This is a genomic window from Salimicrobium halophilum (assembly GCF_900100295.1).
Classification (GTDB): domain Bacteria; phylum Bacillota; class Bacilli; order Bacillales; family Halobacillaceae; genus Salimicrobium; species Salimicrobium halophilum.
This window is the reverse complement of the sequence record NZ_FNEV01000004.1, coordinates 1-17,210: the sequence shown is the minus strand read 5'-3', so window position 1 is coordinate 17,210 and position 17,210 is coordinate 1. Positions and strand designations below refer to the sequence as shown.

The following is a 17,210-nucleotide window of genomic DNA, read 5'->3' as shown; positions in this document are numbered from 1 at the left end:
AAGAGGGGGATATCATGTTTGATTCGATAGAATACGCCATTGAACGATTGAAACAGGGAAAGATGGTCATCGTCTGTGATGACGAAGACCGCGAGAATGAAGGAGACCTCGTAGGAATTGCGGAATACGCAACGACAGAAATGATTAACTTCATGATCACACACGGTCGTGGGCTCGTCTGTGCACCGGTGACAGAAGAGATCTCCGAGAGACTTGAACTGATGCCAATGGTAGGGGAGAACACGGACCCCAACAAAACGGCCTTCACGGTAAGTATCGATCATAAAGACACGACGACAGGCATTTCTGCAGACGAACGCGCTCTCACCATTCGGGAGATGCTGAATGATGAAGCGGAAGAGTCCGACTTCAACCGTCCGGGGCATATCTTCCCATTAGTCGGTAAAAAAGGCGGCGTTCTGCGCCGCGCCGGTCATACGGAAGCATCAATCGATCTTGCGGAACTTGCTGGAGCGAAGCCTGCCGGAGTCATCTGTGAAATCATAAAAGACGACGGGACGATGGCACGCGTGCCGGACCTCAGAAAGATGGCGGATGAGTTCGACATTCCGATGATTACGATCGCAGATCTGATTCAGTACCGCTACAACCACGAAGAGCACGTAAGGCGTGAAGTGGAAACGTTGATGCCGACAGAGTACGGAAATTTCCGCGCCATCGGATTTACGAACGATATCGACTATAAAGATCATATAGCTCTCGTGAAAGGGGACATCAACCCTGATGAACCGACGCTCGTGCGCGTGCATTCCGAATGCCTGACGGGAGATGTGTTCGGCTCGTACCGCTGTGACTGCGGACCGCAGCTGCACAATGCGCTAAGGCAGATCGAAGAAAACGGCAGCGGCGTCCTTCTCTATATGCGTCAGGAAGGTCGCGGTATCGGCCTTATGAATAAATTATATGCTTACAAACTCCAGGAAGAAGGATATGATACGGTAGAAGCCAACGAAAAGCTCGGGTTCGCCCCGGACCTCCGTGATTACGGGGTCGGCGCACAAATTCTGAAGGACCTTGGCATCACCAGGCTGAAGTTACTCACGAACAATCCGAAGAAAATTTCCGGACTCGGCGGATACGGTCTTGAAGTAGTCGATCGTGTACCGATTGAACTGCCATCCCGGGAAGAAAATGCAAGGTACATGGAGACGAAACGATCGAAAATGGGACACTTATTTCATCTATAAAGGAGAATTTTCTATGGTAAACAGACTTGAAGGAAACTTGGTAGGAACAGACTTGAAAGTTGGAATCGTCACGGGACGTTTCAACGAATTCATTACAGAAAGATTGTATGAAGGGGCAGTAGGAGCTTTGAAGCAGCACGGCGTTGATGAAGATAATATCGATGCGGCGTGGGTACCGGGAGCGTTCGAAATCCCGCTTGCAGCTGATCGTATGGCTGCTTCCGGAAAATACGATGCAGTCGTAACGCTCGGAGCGGTTATCCGCGGCTCCACGCCTCACTTCGATTACGTTTGCGGGGAAGCGGCCAAGGGTGTATCCCAGGCTTCTGTGAAGAACAGCCTTCCGGTCATCTTCGGCGTAATCACGACGGATACCATCGAACAGGCGATTGAGCGTGCCGGTACGAAAGCAGGGAACAAAGGTGCAGAAGCTGCGGTTGCAGCTGTCGAGATGGCTAACCTGATGAAGCAGGTGTAACGCTATGGCGACCTCGATTGTGTGGATCAGGAATGATCTCAGAATCCATGATAATATCGCGCTCACGGAAGCGGTGAAGGACTTGGAAGAAGGGGATGATTTGCTTCTCCTTTTTCATATCCACCCGGATCTGATTCAGAATTTCGACCTTCAGCACGATTATTTTTTCCAGACGGTGAAAGCTTTCCATGAAGCCAATGGGCCCCTTCACTTCATTTACGGACCGGAAGAAGAAGCATTCCGTTCCATGTTCGAGTCTGTGGATGATGTGAAAGGGATCTATTTCAATGAAGCAGAGACCGGTTTCGGCAAAGAACGGGACGGGCGGATGAAGCCGGTATTTGAAGACGAGGAGGTACCGGTTCATACATATATCGACCATCCTTTGCACGGGGCCGGGGAAGTGACGAAGAAGGATGGCGGGCTGTATCAGGTATTCTCTCCGTATTTCAAACAATGGCAGAAGCTCGACAAACCTTCCGTACGAAAGGTCGATGAATCAAAGCTTAAAAAGCATCTCGTGGACAGGACCGATTCATTCTCGGAAGGTAAGAAAAAGTACGAAGAGCTTACCGAGCAACCTCTTCTTGACTGGAAGCACGTCGGAGAACAGGCGGCAGACGAACGATTAACCTTCTTTTTGGATGAACCGGTCTATTATTATGAGGAAGATCGTGATTTTCCTTCCAAAGACGGGACAAGCCTGATGAGTCGTTACTTGAGGACCGGCGCAATTTCCCCACGTACCATCTATCACCGTGTAATGCAGGAGACGGATGGGCGGAAGCGTCAGGACGGTGTCGAGAGTTTCATCCGTGAACTTGCCTTCCGCGACTTTTATCATATGGTGTATTACAACCATCCGGATGCGGGAGATAAAGAGATTACAGAGAAATTCCGCGGCATTCCCTGGAATGAGGATGAAGAAATTTTCGAGCGATGGAAAGAGGCGGAGACGGGGTTCCCGTTCATCGATGCAGCGATACGCCAGCTGAATAAGACCGGCTGGATGCATAACCGGGCACGTATGGCAGTCGCTTCATTTTTGACGAAGGATCTGCTCGTCGACTGGAGAAAAGGAGAGCGTTATTTCCATCAGAAACTTGCTGATTACGAAGCGGCGTCGAATATCGGTGGATGGCAGTGGGCATCTTCCACTGGTACGGATGCTGTGCCGTATTTCCGTGTCTTCAACCCTGTGCGCCAGTCCGAGCGTTTCGACCCGCACGGAGAATACATCCGGACGTGGATTCCTGAACTTGAGGATGTACCGAAGAAATATATCCACCAGCCTCATAAAATGAGTGAAGAAGAGCAGAAGAAAGCCGGCTGCAAGATCGGGGAAGATTATCCAGAACCGATGGTGGATCATAAGAAAATGCGCGAACGCGCGATTGAAGTGTATAAGCAGCGGAAAGACTGAAGCCGAGAGAGGTTTCAGTCTTTCTTTTGCTGAATGTCTATACCAGTAAGTGAAAATTGGTATAGACAACTATATAACTAGATGATAAACTTTATGTAAAGCGTTTTCAATAAAGAGAGGAGTTTTTATAGTGTTAGCATTTCTGCAACGTATCGGAAAGTCACTGATGTTCCCGATTGCCACTTTGCCTGCAGCGGCTCTGTTACTGCGTCTTGGGATGGAAGATATGCTCGATATTCCATTTATCCAGGCAGCAGGAGGAAGTATCCTCGATAACTTGCCTCTGATATTCGGTATAGGGATCGCCATGGGATTCGCCAAAGATGGAGGAGGTGGCGCCGCCTTATCGGGGGCTATAGGTGTACTCGTATTAGAGGCTGGTGTCAAAGCTATTAATGAAGATATTGGTATGGGAGTATTTGCTGGAATTATCGCAGGTATAACAGCCGGTATGCTTTATAATCGCTTCCACGACATCAAGTTACCGGAATATTTATCGTTCTTCGGTGGGAAAAGGTTCGTGCCGATTATCACTTCAGCAGTCATGGTTCTGATTTCTTTTGTAATGGGTTATCTATGGGTTTATCCTCAGTATGCACTCGATGCTACGGCAGAATGGATCCTATCTTCTGGTGAACTTGGTGTAGGGATTTACGGGTTCTTGAACCGTCTTCTTATACCTGTAGGTCTTCACCATGTCATCAATGCCCTGATCTGGTTCGACTTCGGTACCTTCACGACAGAAGCAGGAAATGTAGTGAACGGCGAAATCAATCGTTTTCTACAGGGGGACCCGGAAGCCGGGTATTTCCTTGCCGGATTCTTCCCGGTGATGATGTTTGGTCTTCCGGCAGCGTGTCTTGCAATGTATGCGGCTGCTAAGAAAGAAAAGAAAGCGGCAGTCGGCGGTATGCTCGGTAGTATTGCTCTTACTTCTTTTCTTACAGGTGTCACGGAACCGATCGAGTTCTCGTTCATGTTCCTTGCCCCGCTACTGTATGTCGTACACGCTGCTTTGACCGGTGTTTCGATGGTAGTGGCCTATATGCTGGATGTTCGTCACGGATTCGGTTTTTCGGCAGGATTGATCGATTACCTGCTCAACTTCAACATAGCGGAGAACCCGCTGATTCTACTCGTGCTTGGTCTGTTCATGGGAGCGATCTACTTCATCGTGTTCTATACGTTGATTACGAAACTGGATCTGAAAACTCCTGGACGTGAAGACGAAGAAGAGGAAGAAGGAGAACAGGATCCTGTTTCTTCCGATTATGATGAAAAAGCGAGTGTGTTCATTGAAGCCCTTGGAGGCGAAGACAACATCAATTCCCTGGATTATTGCACAACGAGACTGAGACTGACATTGGAAGACAGAGAGAAAGTAGACGAGCAGACATTGAAGCGCCAGGGTTCCAGAGGAGTAATTCAAATCGGATCGAAAAACTTACACGTAGTCGTCGGTACAAGCGTCGAGTTTGTTGCTGAAGCGATGAGAAGGCAGATGAAGGACAAGTAAGGAGGAGTTCAGATGAGCATAGAGTATCAGAATGTACGGATTGTCCAAGCTGATCGAACGATAGAAAACGGATGCGTCCTTTTCGAAGGGACGACGATCACGGAAGTGGCTGAACAAAATTTGGATAAAGGAACGACGCTTCTCGACGGCCAGGGACTTACCCTTTTTCCGGGATTCATAGATGTACACGTCCATGGGGCGAATGGTCATGATGTAATGGATGCTACCCCGGAAGCGTTGCGTGGAATCGCTGAAGTACTCCCGGAAGAAGGGACGACCTCTTTTCTTGCGACGACGATGACACAAAGCAAAGAAGCGATTGAGCGAGCTTTGACGAATGCAGGTGCCTTTGATGCTGAATCCGTAACAGGAGCGGAGATGCTCGGCGTACATCTCGAAGGTCCGTTCATTGCAGAAGAGAAATCCGGAGCACAGCCTGTAGAGCATATTTTATCTCCTGCGGTTTCCACTTTTGAAGCTTGGAGAGAGTCGAGTAACGATAAGATAAAAATGGTCACGCTGGCCCCCGAAAAAGAAGGAGCGGACAAGCTGATCTCCCACCTGCGACAAGACGGGATCATCGCTTCCATAGGGCACACTTCCGCTACGTTCGACCAGGCGAAACAGGCTGTGGATAGAGGTGTCGGGCATGTCACTCATCTTTATAACCAGATGAGCGGTCTTCATCACAGGGACCCCGGAGTCGTCGGAGCAGCATTCACCGATCCACGTCTCATGGTGGAGCTGATTGTCGATCACATCCACTCGACGAAAGAAGCCGTACAGATCGCTTATCATCAAATCACCCATGAACGCCTATTGCTGATCACCGATGCGATGCGTGCCAAGTGTTTGAAGGAAGGCACGTACGACCTCGGAGGGCAGGACGTAACGGTGAAGGGGAAACAGGCCGTTTTGGAAGATGGAACACTTGCAGGAAGTATTCTGAAGTTCAAGGAAGCGGCTGGTCGTATGAAGGATCACTTGCATCTTTCTGATCAGGAGCTTCTATCCATCACTTCACTGAACGCTGCCCGGGAACTCGGCGTGGATGACCGGAAAGGCGAAATTGCTGCAGGGAAAGATGCAGACTTCGTACTCATCGACAGTGATTTCAACATTCAGGCAACCTGGGCAAGAGGCAGCCTGGTTTACGAAAGAGAGGGAGAGTCATGAAGGTGAAAGTCGTGAAAGATTATGAAGAAATGAGTCAGGAAGCTGCTTATTTCTTGGAAGATGAAGTGAAGAATAACCCTGCATCGAAACTGGGGCTCGCCACGGGCGGCACACCTCGCGGAACCTATCATCATCTGGTGAAAGGCTACAGGGAGCGCGGGGTGGATTATTCACAAGTGACCACATTCAACCTTGATGAATACGTCAATCTTCCGAGAAATCATGAACAGAGCTACCATACGTTTATGGAAAAGCATCTTTTCTCGCATATTCCGTTTCACGCCACCTACCTTCCGAATGGCCAAGCGGAAGATCTGGAGGCGGAATGCGCAGCATATGAGAAACTGATAGAAACCGAGGGCCCGCCGGACGTTCAACTCCTCGGTATCGGAGAGAACGGACATATCGGGTTCAATGAGCCTGGGGCCTCTTTCGGCAGCACTACTCATATAGCAGAACTGACAGACACGACACGGCAGGCCAACGCCAGATTCTTCTCGTCGTTGGAAGAAGTACCGAAGCAGGCGATTACGATGGGGATCTCCTCTATTTTAAAAAGTAAAAAGATTCTCCTGCTTGTCTCCGGATCTGCAAAAGAAGCCGCTATTGAGCGACTGTTGACCGGGGAAGTGGATGAAGGGTTCCCGGCTTCCGTCCTTTATCGACATGCGGATGTTACACTGATTGTGGATGAAGACGCTTATCGAAAGGATGTGGACGAAAGTGGTGGATAAAGAATCTCCGCTTCCGATGTATTATCAGATCGAAGAAGATATAAAGAAAAGGATCGACGAAGGTCTCTTCGAAGCAGGGAAGCCGATCCCCTCTGAACGGGAACTGTCCGAACAGTATGAAGTGAGCCGGATGACTGTGCGGCAGGCGATCTCCAACATGGTGAGGAACCGTCTCCTTTACAGGGAGAAGGGGCGCGGTACATTTGTGGCCGAAAAGAAATTCGAACAGCCTCTCGAAGGGGTTACGAGCTTCAGTGAAGATATGAAACGTCGCGGCCTTTCTCCCCACAACGAACTTCTTTTGTTTGAAAAAAGAAAGCCAGATGAAACGACGGGGGAGCTGCTCGGGTTAGAAGCGGAAGACGTGTATTACCTGAAACGGATTCGCTATGCGGACGGGGAACCGATGGCTGTCGAAGAAACGTTCATCCCGGTTCGTCTGTTTCCGGAGCTTACGGAAAAAATATTTGAAGAAATGTCTTTTTATGAATACATCGAAACGAAAACGGATGTCTCCATCCACCGCGCCCGTCAGACGATAGAAGCGGGAATCGCCGAAAAAGAAGAAGCAGAACCTTTGGCGATCGAAGAAGGAGCGGCCATTCTTCAGATCGAGCGAATCGGCTACCTGACCACAGGCGTACCATTTGAACGGAACATCTCCACCTACCGCAGCGACCGGTATAAATTCATCAGTGACATGTATCGTAATTGAAAAGCTAAGACACCTTGCTCAGCCCTTTTCGCATAAGCAAAAATCAGCCTAAAGAAGCGCTCTTCTTCTTTATGGATGGTTTTTGCTTATGTCGCTAAGGGCAAGGTGTCTTAGCTAGACAAGTAAAGAAAAGCGGCAGGCGCCGTTTAGAAATACTGGCATAAGTAGACCGGTCAGACAAAAGTGTTCTTTCTTTTTCTGATCCGGTCTACTTATGCCACGAATTTCTGGTGCCTGGAGCTGGACAAGAAAAGCGGAAACCTCAGCTTGCGGTACAATCGAGCAGAAAATTCTTCCGTGAGTGTCGCGCAAGCAAGGATAAAGGGATCCAATATCTTAAAATACCTGAAGAACACCCCGTTTTCTCATAACTAAAAATACTTTCGTGCTTTTTACGGGTAAAGTGTTGAAATTTTGTCGAAACCTTGCGATAATTATTTCAATTCACAAATTGTCATACAATTTCTCTGAATAGTCTGGTCCAGAAGGGGTGGTTCCGATGAAGATCATGACTCAATTGTGGATGGATGAGAGGCATCGTGTCGGCATTTTAGAGAGAGAAGACGGAATGCTCGGAAAAACATATCATCCGATTGAAATAATAGATAGAGAAAAACGTGAATTCTCTATCATCGGAAACAAATGGTTCACTACTTACAATGGAGCCCGGCAATTCTTCCGTCACGAAACGAATGACTATGTCGTTCAGGGACGAATGAAGAAGGTGGATGTCACCATCAAAATCGAAACATTCGTTCTTACGGATTGACCGGTGTCAAGAATGCCTCTGTGCTAAAAGCGCGAGGCTTTTTTTGATAAGGGGAGAAAAGATGCAGGAAAGTTGTCAGATGATTCTATCATGAATTTCTGATAAGATAGAAAAGGTAACAGTTTAGTGTAATTACTTGTGAAAGGGATTACATAAATGGAAAAGCTGAAGTACCCTGCTTAGAAACTTCAGCCATAAGTAGACAGGTCAGACAAAAGCGCTTTTCCTTTTTTTGATCCTGTCTACTTATGGCTCGAGTTTCTGGGTACTGAAGCTAGACAGTATAGAAATGTGAAGCACCCCGCTTAAAAACGAACAAAAAACAGAGAAACTTTGAGAAAGAATAATAAAAAAGGAAGCGATTTTATGAAACTATGGATGAGAAAGCTATTTGTTACGCTCGTAGCGATCATGACCCTTGGTCTCTACATTCCTCCGGCACAGATCAACCCGGAAGCTTCGGAGAAAGAACAGGTATCGGGTCCGGTGGAAACAGAGACGGAAGAAACGGAAGCCTTCCTTGCCCCGGTAACGGTTGAAGATCTGACAGAACGGGCGAAGGAGCAGACGATAGCGAAACTGGGCCCTCGGATCGGAGCGAAAGTGGAAGATGAAGTCATCGAAGAGATCTTCCCGCAGATCGAAACGGTCATCGAGTCCTTCGTGGATGACGGAAATGTCCCGATGTACGAGATAACGGAAGATCCTTCTGCCGGCTACGGGGAACGTATTTTCAATCTGATTCATGGGCAAACAGGAGAAGAGCTGGCGAGATTTCACGTCCGCAGGGATTTGCGACCAGGGGAAGGATACTGGTTTAACTTCCACTATCACGTGAAAGAAGATGGGTATGAGACCCATCACCCATTAGGGGAAATTTATTGGGACAAAAACACACCACCAAAGTGGATGTCTTAGGAGGTAGAAGATGAACACATTTCAGGAACAGCTGGAGCAATATGCAGACGTGGCGCTGCAAAAAGGGATCAACATACAGGAAGGTCAGGGGGTCATCATCAATGCACCGATTGAAGCTTCCGACTTTGTTCATATATTGACGGCGAAAGCATACGGTCGCGGTGCGAAGGACGTTTATGTCCAGTGGGGAGATAACGTTCTCACCTATATGAAAATGAAAAATGCGAGCGAAGAAGTGATTTCGAATTTCCCTCGTTGGCGCGCACAGGGACTTGAAGAGATGGCGAAAGACGGATATTCGGTCGTAAATGTCTATGGTCCGGACCCGGATCTTTTGAAAGACATCGACTCTGAGCGTGTAGCGAAAGCGAATAAAGCAAGCGCAGAAGCTCTCACGACTTACCGGGATTACATTATGGAAGATAAAATTACGTGGACGATCGTAGCTTTCCCTCATCCGGATTGGGCGAAGAAACTCTTCCCGAACGATCCGGTTCCTCTCGCACAGGATAAGCTGTGGGAACAGATTTTCCATATTACCCGTATCGACAGAAAAGATCCACTTAAGGCTTGGGACGAGCATAACGAACAACTCCGTCAGGCTCGGGAACGTCTTAATAAGAAGCAGTTCAAGAAGCTCCATTACAAAGCGCCGGGCACAGATCTGACGATTGAACTCGTGAACGATCATGTCTGGGCCGGCGGTGCTGCTGAGTCGACAGATGGAGTAACGTTCAACCCGAATATGCCGACCGAGGAAGTATTCACCATGCCGCATAAGTACGGAGTGAACGGTACGGTTCGAAGTACGATGCCACTCAACTACGATGGCAATCTGATTGAGGACTTCTCCCTTACGTTTGAAGATGGAAAAGTAGTCGATTATCAAGCGGAATCCGGAGAAGAATCTCTGAAATATCTCCTCGAAACGGATGAAGGAGCCAAACGTCTCGGAGAGGTAGCTCTAGTGCCGGTGGAATCCCCGATTTCACAGTCCGGGCACGTTTTCTACAACACCCTCTTTGATGAGAATGCTTCCTGTCACATTGCACTCGGGAAAGCTTATCCGACCAACGTGAAAGACGGCACTTCCATGAGTGAAGAACAACGTGATGAGCACGGTGTGAATGACAGTCTGGTCCATGAAGATTTCATGATCGGATCTGCTGAGCTTGATATCGATGGTGAACATGAAGACGGTACCTATGAACCTGTTTTCAGAAACGGGACATGGGCCGGAGATTTTAAAAAATAAGATAGAATGATTGACCTGCAGGAAAAATGGATCCTGCAGGTTTTTTTAGTGGATAGATTAGAGATGAATGAATCCGGTGTAAGCTTAAATGGGACGTTCTGGTTTCTTATTACAAGATGATTAAATTCGATTAACATTATTTTGAATAACAACAAAAGAGGGTAGAACACGTAGTAGAATGTTTGAAGAAAGATTAGAAGAAGGTGAGGGGAAAGCGAATGAAGCGCGATGCTTTCTTTGATAATGCGAAATTGTTTTTGATAATACTTGTTGTTTTCGGTCACGCGATGCAGCCGATGACAAAGGACTCCGAGTTCATGTACAGCCTTTATACATTCATTTATACGTTCCACATGCCTGCGTTCATCTTACTGGCCGGTTTTTTCGCTAAGGGTGCGAAGGATAAAGATTACGTATTGCAACTCGCGAAAAAACTGCTGTTGCCTTATTTTCTATTCCAGGCCGTCTACAGCGGCTACTATTACGCGCTTGGGGATGACAGCTGGTACAATGGTTTCTTTCATCCACATTGGGCGCTGTGGTTTTTGATCAGCCTGTTCTGCTGGCATATGCTTCTCATCGGTTTCAAGAAGCTTCCGCCACTTCTGGGCATTCTCATTTCTCTGGAGCTGGGTCTGATTGTCGGCTACTTCAGTGAAATTGGTCATACGTACAGTCTGTCCCGGACGTTTGTATTTTTCCCGTTCTTTCTTGCCGGGTACTGGCTGACGAAAGAACAAGTGAAGAAATGGCAGGGGACCTCTGTAAGGATTGCTTCTCTGGGAGTTATGGGTGTGGTAGCAACGTGCATCGTTCTGTTCCCTGAGTTCAGTTCGGGATGGTTGCTCGGTTCGAAATCCTACGCAACACTCGGTATTCCGGGAGCAGGGGGATGGTTCCGTCTCGGTGTTTACGTGCTCGCCTCAGTGATGACGGTTGCAGTGTTATCATGGGTGCCGAGCAAAGAATTTTCATTTACGAAGCTCGGCCGACGGACGCTTTACGTGTATTTGTTGCATGGCTTCTTTATCCAGTTCTTCCGCAAAATCGACTTATTCACGTATACCCATTGGTTGGATATTGTAGGAGTTTTCGTCGTGTCTATAGGTATCGTGTATGTGCTGTCGTCGAAGTCAACGATGACTCTTGCCCGGCCTCTCATCGAAGCGAAATTGCCACGGTTCAGAACAAAAGTGAAAGCATAGAAAGAAGGAGTCCTTCTCTCTTTTCGGGGGAGAGGAGACTTCTTCTTTTTTAATTGAAGTAAGTTTTTACGACAGTTTTCTGGGAGATTTATAAAAAAGTGGACCATAAAAATGGATATTCGACAATTTTTCCGAAGATGTTATGCAGAATCATCTGAAACAAAAAAATATGCTACGTTTCCAGACATTTCAATGTCAGGAACGTAGCATTTCTTCTGCTTTCATGTCTACTTATGGCTGAGGTTTCTAAGCGGGGTGCTTACGCTTTTCCATTCAATAACTACGAGCGCCGAGGTAGCGTGTTTTCCAATAGTTCATGTCCATGGAGCTTACGGTTACACCCGAAGAGGACCCGGCATGGATGAACATGTCGTCTCCCAGGTAGATTCCCGCGTGGGAGGGGCCTTTTTTATACGTTTCAAAGAATACAAGATCTCCGATAGATGGAGAAGAGACGGGGGTTCCCTGTTGGTGGATGGAGGCTACCGTTCTCGGGATGGAGACTCCGTTTTTCCCGAAGGCATACTTAAGGAACCCGCTGCAGTCGAAGCCCTCCTCAGGAGTGTTGCCTCCCCATACGTAAGGAACTCCCATATGTACCTTTGCCGTGCTGATGATGTCTGAGGCCGGGAACGAGGACGTCGCTTCCTGGTGATTCTCTTTTGTTTTCTCCAGCAACAGTCTCTGGCCGACACGGATCGTCGTGTCTTTCAGGTTGTTCAGTTCCCGGAGGGCAGGGACCGGAACTTTGAACTTCTGACTGATCGTCCATAAGCTTTCTCCCGGTTGCACCTCATAGGAAGTGACGCTGACTTTCTCTTCTTCATGAGAAGGTTTCGGAGCGGAAGTACCTTTGGTTACCTGAAGGGCTTGGCCGACATGGATCGTATCTGTCTCCAGGTCGTTCCATTTCTTCAGGTCTTTCACTCTCATGCCAAGGGTTTGTGCAATTTTCGAAAGACTGTCTCCTCTTCGTACAATGTATGTATGAGAAGGGCCCGGGGTTGGAGACGCCACAGGTTTCTCTTCCTTCTGTACGGTTCCTGAACCGGAAAGCTTCAGTTTCTGTCCCACGTAAATCGTGTCTGAGGTGAGGTTGTTCCATTTCTTCAACTGTCGGACTGTGGTGTCATAAGTGCCTGCGATTTTGGATAAATAGTCTCCCGCCTCTACTTCATAGACCGAAGGAGAGGACGGAGAAGGGGATGCGGTTACCCCTGTCTCCTCTTTCACCCTGAGTTTTTGACCCGGATGGATCGTCGTTGCTGCGAGGTCGTTCCAGGCCATCAGCTGGTCGACGGATATCCCGTTCGTAGAGGCGATTTTCCAAAGAGAATCTCCCTGTTCGACTTCGACGGTATCCGCCTCCACGGTTGTGGCACCGAATCCGGTAATTCCCATCATGACAAATGCAGAAACCATTTTCTTTTTCATGCACTTCTTCCTTCCTGTGAAGAGTTTAGAAAAGCAAATGAGCAATGAATGCAATAATCGGTAAGCTGATGATGGTACGTTCTAAGAAGATGATGAACAGATCTTTCATACCGACCGGTACTTTCGAGCCGAGGAGCAGTCCCCCGACTTCGGACATATAGATCAATTGAGTAACAGATAGAGCTGCGATGACGAAACGGGTCATTTCACTTTCGATGGAAGCCCCGATAATCGCCGGCAGGAACATATCCGCAAAACCGATAAGGATCGTCTCGGAAGCTGCCTGAGCTGATGGAATCTGCAGAAGTTCAAGAATCGGGATGAAAGGTACCCCGAGCCATGTGAACAATGGCGTGAATTCAGCGAGTACAAGCGCAATGGTACCGAGAGCCATAACGATAGGAGCTACCCCCATCCACATATCGAGGATGTTCTGTGCCCCGTTTTTGAAGAATCCTGCAAGCCCCGGAGACTGACTCCCCTGTTTGACGGCCTGTTGATAGCCATAAGTGAAGGCGTTGTGTTCCTTTGGTGTCTGGTCACCACGTACACGTGGTTCTTCCGTGACGAAGGTATCCGGCTTTTTAGAAAGCGGCGGAATACGCGGCATGATCAGCGCAGTGATCACACCAGTCAAAACGATTGTCCCATATAAAGGTACGAACATGCTGCCGAGGCCGAGTTCTTCGATTACGACGATAGTGAACGTAATGGACACGACAGAGAACGTCGTCCCGATGACGGCGGCTTCACGTTTCGTATAATATCCTTCTTCGTATTGCTTACTGGTCAGGAGTACACCGATGGTTCCGTCTCCAAGCCATGAAGCGAGAGAGTCGATGGACGAGCGTCCGGGAAGGGTGAATAACGGACGCATGATTTTCGTTAATAGTATCCCGAACAGCTCTAAAAGACCATAGTTCAATAGAAGTGGTAAGAATAGCCCGGCGAACAGGAAGACAGTGAACAGCACATGGAGAAGCGAGTCCAGCAGAAGGCCTCCCGTGACATCTGAAATGATAGCTTCCGGTCCTACCTGGAAGTACACCATGAGAGCAAAAATCATCCCCAGTACCCGGACTATGGTCCAGAAAGGAGTGACATCCAAAAGGGAAGTGAAAAACGGAGATGATTTCACGACGTTTCTGCCTCCCGCCTTCACCCATAGTGTAAGTACAGCCGTCAGAGTGATGATGAAGGTCATGATCAGAGACAAGTAGTCTTTGAGTGCTGATTCGAGCCATCCGGCGAATATAGCGACAAGGATCGTCATCGATTCTCCGGAAGGAATAGGAATCATGAATAATAAAATACCGATAAGAGAAGGTATAATGAACCGTAAATGTGCGGATGTTGGATATTTTTGATTGTTCATGTTGATCGCTCCTAAAAGATGAGTATAATTATGCAACAGAATAGATTTTAATACATCATTGATTCTTTGCCAAGGATTAATTTCCCCCTTTATGTTATTCGGCACGGGGAACAGGGAATCCTTCTGAATAGACAGAATTTTTATGAAGCGGAGGAGGGGTATCTTGAATTTTGAACAAAAGCCGAAAATCGCGATCAGCGAAGATATAAAAGAACAGGATGAATGGATCGAGCGCTTGAAAGAAGAAGTCGAACTTACGGAAGGAGGTCGCGTGGAAGGGACGGTCACGAGGTCGCTTCTCGAGAAGGCTGGAGAAGAAGAGTGGGACCATTTCTGGACGAAGGTGTTCACGCTGCACCGGATGCGGCAGACACTTTATGGCGGTTCAAAAAGGGAACTGTTCGATTTCCAGTCTTACCATAAATATTTACTCATGGCCTATTCCCCGAACATCCAGAAACAATCAGGCAGACTCCTGGCGCGGGGCGAAGAAGTGCCGTTTTATGAACTTGCCGAAGAATACAGTCAGTTACTGGAGAAAGCGATGGATCACGTACCCACGAGGGAGCGGCATGTCAATGCCTGTCAGCACATCGCGGGACATGTGAAGAGGAAATTGACGCAGGAAGAAAAAGAACTGCTCCAATATAAATTAGAGCAGTACGTAGCTGGTGATCTATCCCTTCAGAAAGTCAGAAAGCTTTTGAGGGAATGGGCACATAAATACGGGGATCATTACATTGCAACTCAAGCCTATCTCCATCCTCATCCTTTTACGTCTGTGTAATGGCGCACTATACGGTCAACAGAACTTCCGTAAGCTTCCCCGAACAAGTTGAGATGAACGAGGAGGTAGAAGAGCTGATACAGCGGTTTGACTTCTTCGTAATAATCAGGCAGAGGAGCTTTCCGCTGATAGCTCTCATAAAACGTGCGGGAATAGCCGCCGAACAATTCGGTGAAGGCGATATCCATAAGGCGGTCTCCATACAGAACAGATGGATCGATCAGATAGGGAGTCTCTCCCGGGCCCGAAACCCAGTTCCCTCCCCACAGATCCCCGTGTAAAAGAGAGCTTCCCGGGTCGTTCGGGAGAAAGGCATCAAGGTTATCCATCAGCTGGCGGAGGCCTTGTTTTCTATTAGCGGGAAGTCTGCCTTTCTCTTCCGCCAACTGAAATTGTGGAAGAAGTCGTTGATCGCGGTAGTATTCCACCCATGAAGAAACCATGCTGTTTTTCTGGTCGAGTTCGCCGACGAATGTAGGCTGGTCGAATCCGTACCCCTGACCTGTAGCCTGATGCATACGTGCAAGTCCCTCGCCGAGTCGCTGTTCTGATCTCGGGGTAGGGGCTTCTTTTTTGATATGTTCAAGGACGAGATAAGCATCTCCCGTTCCGCTTTCCGTGTCGTAATAATAGACCTCGGGGACGTGGACCGTTTCTGTGTCTCTGATCAGTTGAAGGCCTCGGGCTTCTGCCTGGAAAAAATGCGAAGGTACGTTGCTGTTTCGCTTGATAAAATAGTTCTCCTGTTCCGTTTCTACGTGAAACGCATCATTGATATCTCCTCCACTGACAGATCTTTTGTGCAGAATCTGGGAGGGATCTCCGATGTGTTGAAGGATTTTTTCCAATGTCGGCAAGGGATCATCTCCTTTAATGAATGAGTGTGGGAGGTGGCTGTTTCTCAATGGTTTTATTGTAGGCATAAATCGTATGCCATTCTTCGAATCCGATTCGCCTGTACAGGCTCTCGGCGGCTCTGTTCGTTTCCCTTACGGATATGGTGATATAGGAGAAGTTCATTTCTTCAAAACCGATAGCAAGCGCATATTCAAGAAGAGCAGTGCCGATCCCTTCTCCCTGTTCACCCTGGGTCACGTTCACGAAGCATATTTCCCCTTCTTCTTCCGGCAGTATCGTTTCCAGGTACACGTATCCGGAAAGCTCTCCTTCTTCGAAATATCCGAATAGCCGGTTCCCTTGCTGATAAGAGAGATCGAGCATCTGTTTCGTTTCGTAATAAGCCCCGTCCGGGTGAAGCGCATCGAGCTCTTTGTAATGTTCTTCATCGACAGGTGCAATGGAACTGCTCGAAGAAAAGGATGGGGTGAATGCTTTTTCTGTAAGAAGCAGTGTCTTTTCAATATTATAGAGCTCGAATTCATGATGTTCCGCAAAAGCCAGCAGCTCCGCATTGACATCGAAACAGGCCATTTTCGCGGCATTGAAGTACATCTCCAATGTCAGCGAAGCCTTTTGCCAAAGTTTCTCGATAATGAAGCTTTCCTGTCTGGTGGCGATCGGTCCGAGAAGACGGCATACCCTTTGTTCAAAGAAGGGAAGGATGCCGAGGAATCCGATGATTTCGTCACCGTCCCAGGCTACAAATGCGAACGGGTCATTAAGCTGGGTGAGGCCCCATATCTGTTCGAAGATCTCTTTTGGATCGGAGGCGAGCCAGGCGACGAAATGCTTATCCTCTTCATTCATCTGGTGCAGCCATTCCGCTACGGGTCGGAGGTCTTTGACTTCGAGTTCTTTTATCATCAAGGAAATCCCTTCCTTTCTATGTATAGGTCTATTTCTATCATGTCAAAAATGAGTGCAAAAGGAAAGCGGGGAGGGACCTTCGCCTGACACGAAGAAAAGCCAGCCGGGGAGGGTATTGCACCCCGGAAGTTAGAGTAAAAAATCTAATTTCCGGGGTGTTTTTTATGTCAAAGTATAGTGAGGAATTTAAATTGAAGGTGGTAAGGGAATATCTCCAAGGTCCTCTAGGGTACATTTTACTAGCTGAAAGATACTCTATCCCTAGTGAAACCCCAATAAAAAATTGGGTCCGAGCGTATAAAGCTTTTGGAGAAGAAGGGCTAAAAAAGAGACATTCCAGACAAGTATACTCTGTCCAATTCAAGCTGGATGTATTAAACTTTAAGAAACAAACAGGCGCTTCTCACCAGGAGACTGCGATTGCCTTCCGCTTAAATAATCCTTCGTTAG

At 47.9% G+C, this 17,210-nt stretch carries 16 protein-coding genes and 1 pseudogene; 13 read left to right on the top strand and 4 right to left on the bottom strand.

Translation table 11 applies throughout. From position 1 onward, the window contains the following. Positions 1-14 precede the first annotated feature (14 nt). The 11 genes and pseudogenes from BLQ44_RS07325 to BLQ44_RS07275 all read left to right on the top strand — a co-directional run bounded on the left by BLQ44_RS07325 (position 15) and on the right by BLQ44_RS07275 (position 11,397). A complete protein-coding gene (locus BLQ44_RS07325; RefSeq protein WP_093193245.1) occupies positions 15-1,208 on the top strand; it encodes a bifunctional 3,4-dihydroxy-2-butanone-4-phosphate synthase/GTP cyclohydrolase II in 1,194 nt (397 codons plus the stop codon). A gap of 13 nt (positions 1,209-1,221) precedes the next feature. Beyond that, positions 1,222-1,686 (top strand): 6,7-dimethyl-8-ribityllumazine synthase, encoded by a 465-nt coding sequence (gene ribH / locus BLQ44_RS07320; protein ID WP_093193244.1) that lies wholly within the window; start codon positions 1,222-1,224, stop codon positions 1,684-1,686. Positions 1,687-1,690: 4 nt separating this feature from the next. Then, positions 1,691-3,109 carry a cryptochrome/photolyase family protein gene (locus tag BLQ44_RS07315; protein WP_093193243.1) on the top strand — a complete coding sequence of 473 codons (1,419 nt, stop codon included), beginning with the start codon at positions 1,691-1,693 and terminating at the stop codon, positions 3,107-3,109. A gap of 130 nt (positions 3,110-3,239) precedes the next feature. Then, positions 3,240-4,616: pseudogene (gene nagE, locus BLQ44_RS07310) on the top strand (N-acetylglucosamine-specific PTS transporter subunit IIBC); the annotation flags it as partial. A 21-nt stretch (positions 4,617-4,637) separates the two neighbouring features. Beyond that, on the top strand, positions 4,638-5,801 hold the full coding sequence (nagA, locus tag BLQ44_RS07305; RefSeq protein WP_093193241.1) for an N-acetylglucosamine-6-phosphate deacetylase: 1,164 nt from the start codon (positions 4,638-4,640) through the stop codon (positions 5,799-5,801). Continuing rightward, the gene (gene nagB, locus BLQ44_RS07300) at positions 5,798-6,535 is read left to right on the top strand and encodes a glucosamine-6-phosphate deaminase (RefSeq protein ID WP_093193240.1); all 738 of its coding nucleotides are present in this window, start codon (positions 5,798-5,800) and stop codon (positions 6,533-6,535) included. Before nagA ends, nagB begins: the two co-directional genes overlap by 4 nt. Then, complete coding sequence (locus tag BLQ44_RS07295) at positions 6,525-7,250, top strand: GntR family transcriptional regulator (RefSeq protein WP_093193239.1); 726 nt, start codon at positions 6,525-6,527, stop codon at positions 7,248-7,250. The genes nagB and BLQ44_RS07295 overlap by 11 nt, the downstream gene beginning before the upstream one ends. A 499-nt stretch (positions 7,251-7,749) precedes the next feature. Further along, positions 7,750-8,019, top strand: coding sequence for a hypothetical protein (locus BLQ44_RS07290; RefSeq protein ID WP_093193238.1), 270 nt, complete (start codon positions 7,750-7,752; stop codon positions 8,017-8,019). Between the two features lie 366 nt (positions 8,020-8,385). Next, the gene (locus BLQ44_RS07285; protein ID WP_093193237.1) at positions 8,386-8,937 is read left to right on the top strand and encodes a YpjP family protein; all 552 of its coding nucleotides are present in this window, start codon (positions 8,386-8,388) and stop codon (positions 8,935-8,937) included. Positions 8,938-8,947: 10 nt separating this feature from the next. After that, entirely contained in the window at positions 8,948-10,192 is a 1,245-nt protein-coding gene (locus tag BLQ44_RS07280) for an aminopeptidase (RefSeq protein WP_093193236.1), read from the top strand. 218 nt (positions 10,193-10,410) lie between these two features. Next, complete coding sequence (locus BLQ44_RS07275) at positions 10,411-11,397, top strand: acyltransferase family protein (protein ID WP_093193235.1); 987 nt, start codon at positions 10,411-10,413, stop codon at positions 11,395-11,397. A gap of 273 nt (positions 11,398-11,670) precedes the next feature. Here the strand turns inward: BLQ44_RS07275 and BLQ44_RS07270 are convergent, their stop codons facing one another. After that, positions 11,671-12,831 carry a C40 family peptidase gene (locus BLQ44_RS07270; RefSeq protein ID WP_093193234.1) on the bottom strand — a complete coding sequence of 387 codons (1,161 nt, stop codon included), beginning with the start codon at positions 12,829-12,831 and terminating at the stop codon, positions 11,671-11,673. Positions 12,832-12,856: 25 nt separating this feature from the next. Continuing rightward, positions 12,857-14,206 carry a YjiH family protein gene (locus tag BLQ44_RS07265; protein ID WP_093193233.1) on the bottom strand — a complete coding sequence of 450 codons (1,350 nt, stop codon included), beginning with the start codon at positions 14,204-14,206 and terminating at the stop codon, positions 12,857-12,859. 163 nt (positions 14,207-14,369) lie between these two features. On the opposite strand from BLQ44_RS07265, the gene BLQ44_RS07260 reads away from it, so the two are divergent. After that, complete coding sequence (locus BLQ44_RS07260) at positions 14,370-14,993, top strand: YbgA family protein (protein ID WP_176757465.1); 624 nt, start codon at positions 14,370-14,372, stop codon at positions 14,991-14,993. Here the strand turns inward: BLQ44_RS07260 and BLQ44_RS07255 are convergent. Next, positions 14,972-15,850, bottom strand: coding sequence for a fructosamine kinase family protein (locus tag BLQ44_RS07255; RefSeq protein WP_245688126.1), 879 nt, complete (start codon positions 15,848-15,850; stop codon positions 14,972-14,974). The two genes, BLQ44_RS07260 and BLQ44_RS07255, sit on opposite strands and share 22 nt — an antisense overlap. 13 nt (positions 15,851-15,863) lie before the next feature. Then, on the bottom strand, positions 15,864-16,757 hold the full coding sequence (locus tag BLQ44_RS07250; protein ID WP_093193230.1) for a GNAT family N-acetyltransferase: 894 nt from the start codon (positions 16,755-16,757) through the stop codon (positions 15,864-15,866). A 167-nt stretch (positions 16,758-16,924) separates the two neighbouring features. Here BLQ44_RS07250 and BLQ44_RS07245 point away from each other — a divergent pair. Then, positions 16,925-17,210 (top strand): helix-turn-helix domain-containing protein (locus tag BLQ44_RS07245; RefSeq protein ID WP_143004709.1); only part of this gene is annotated, 286 nt, incomplete at its 3' end.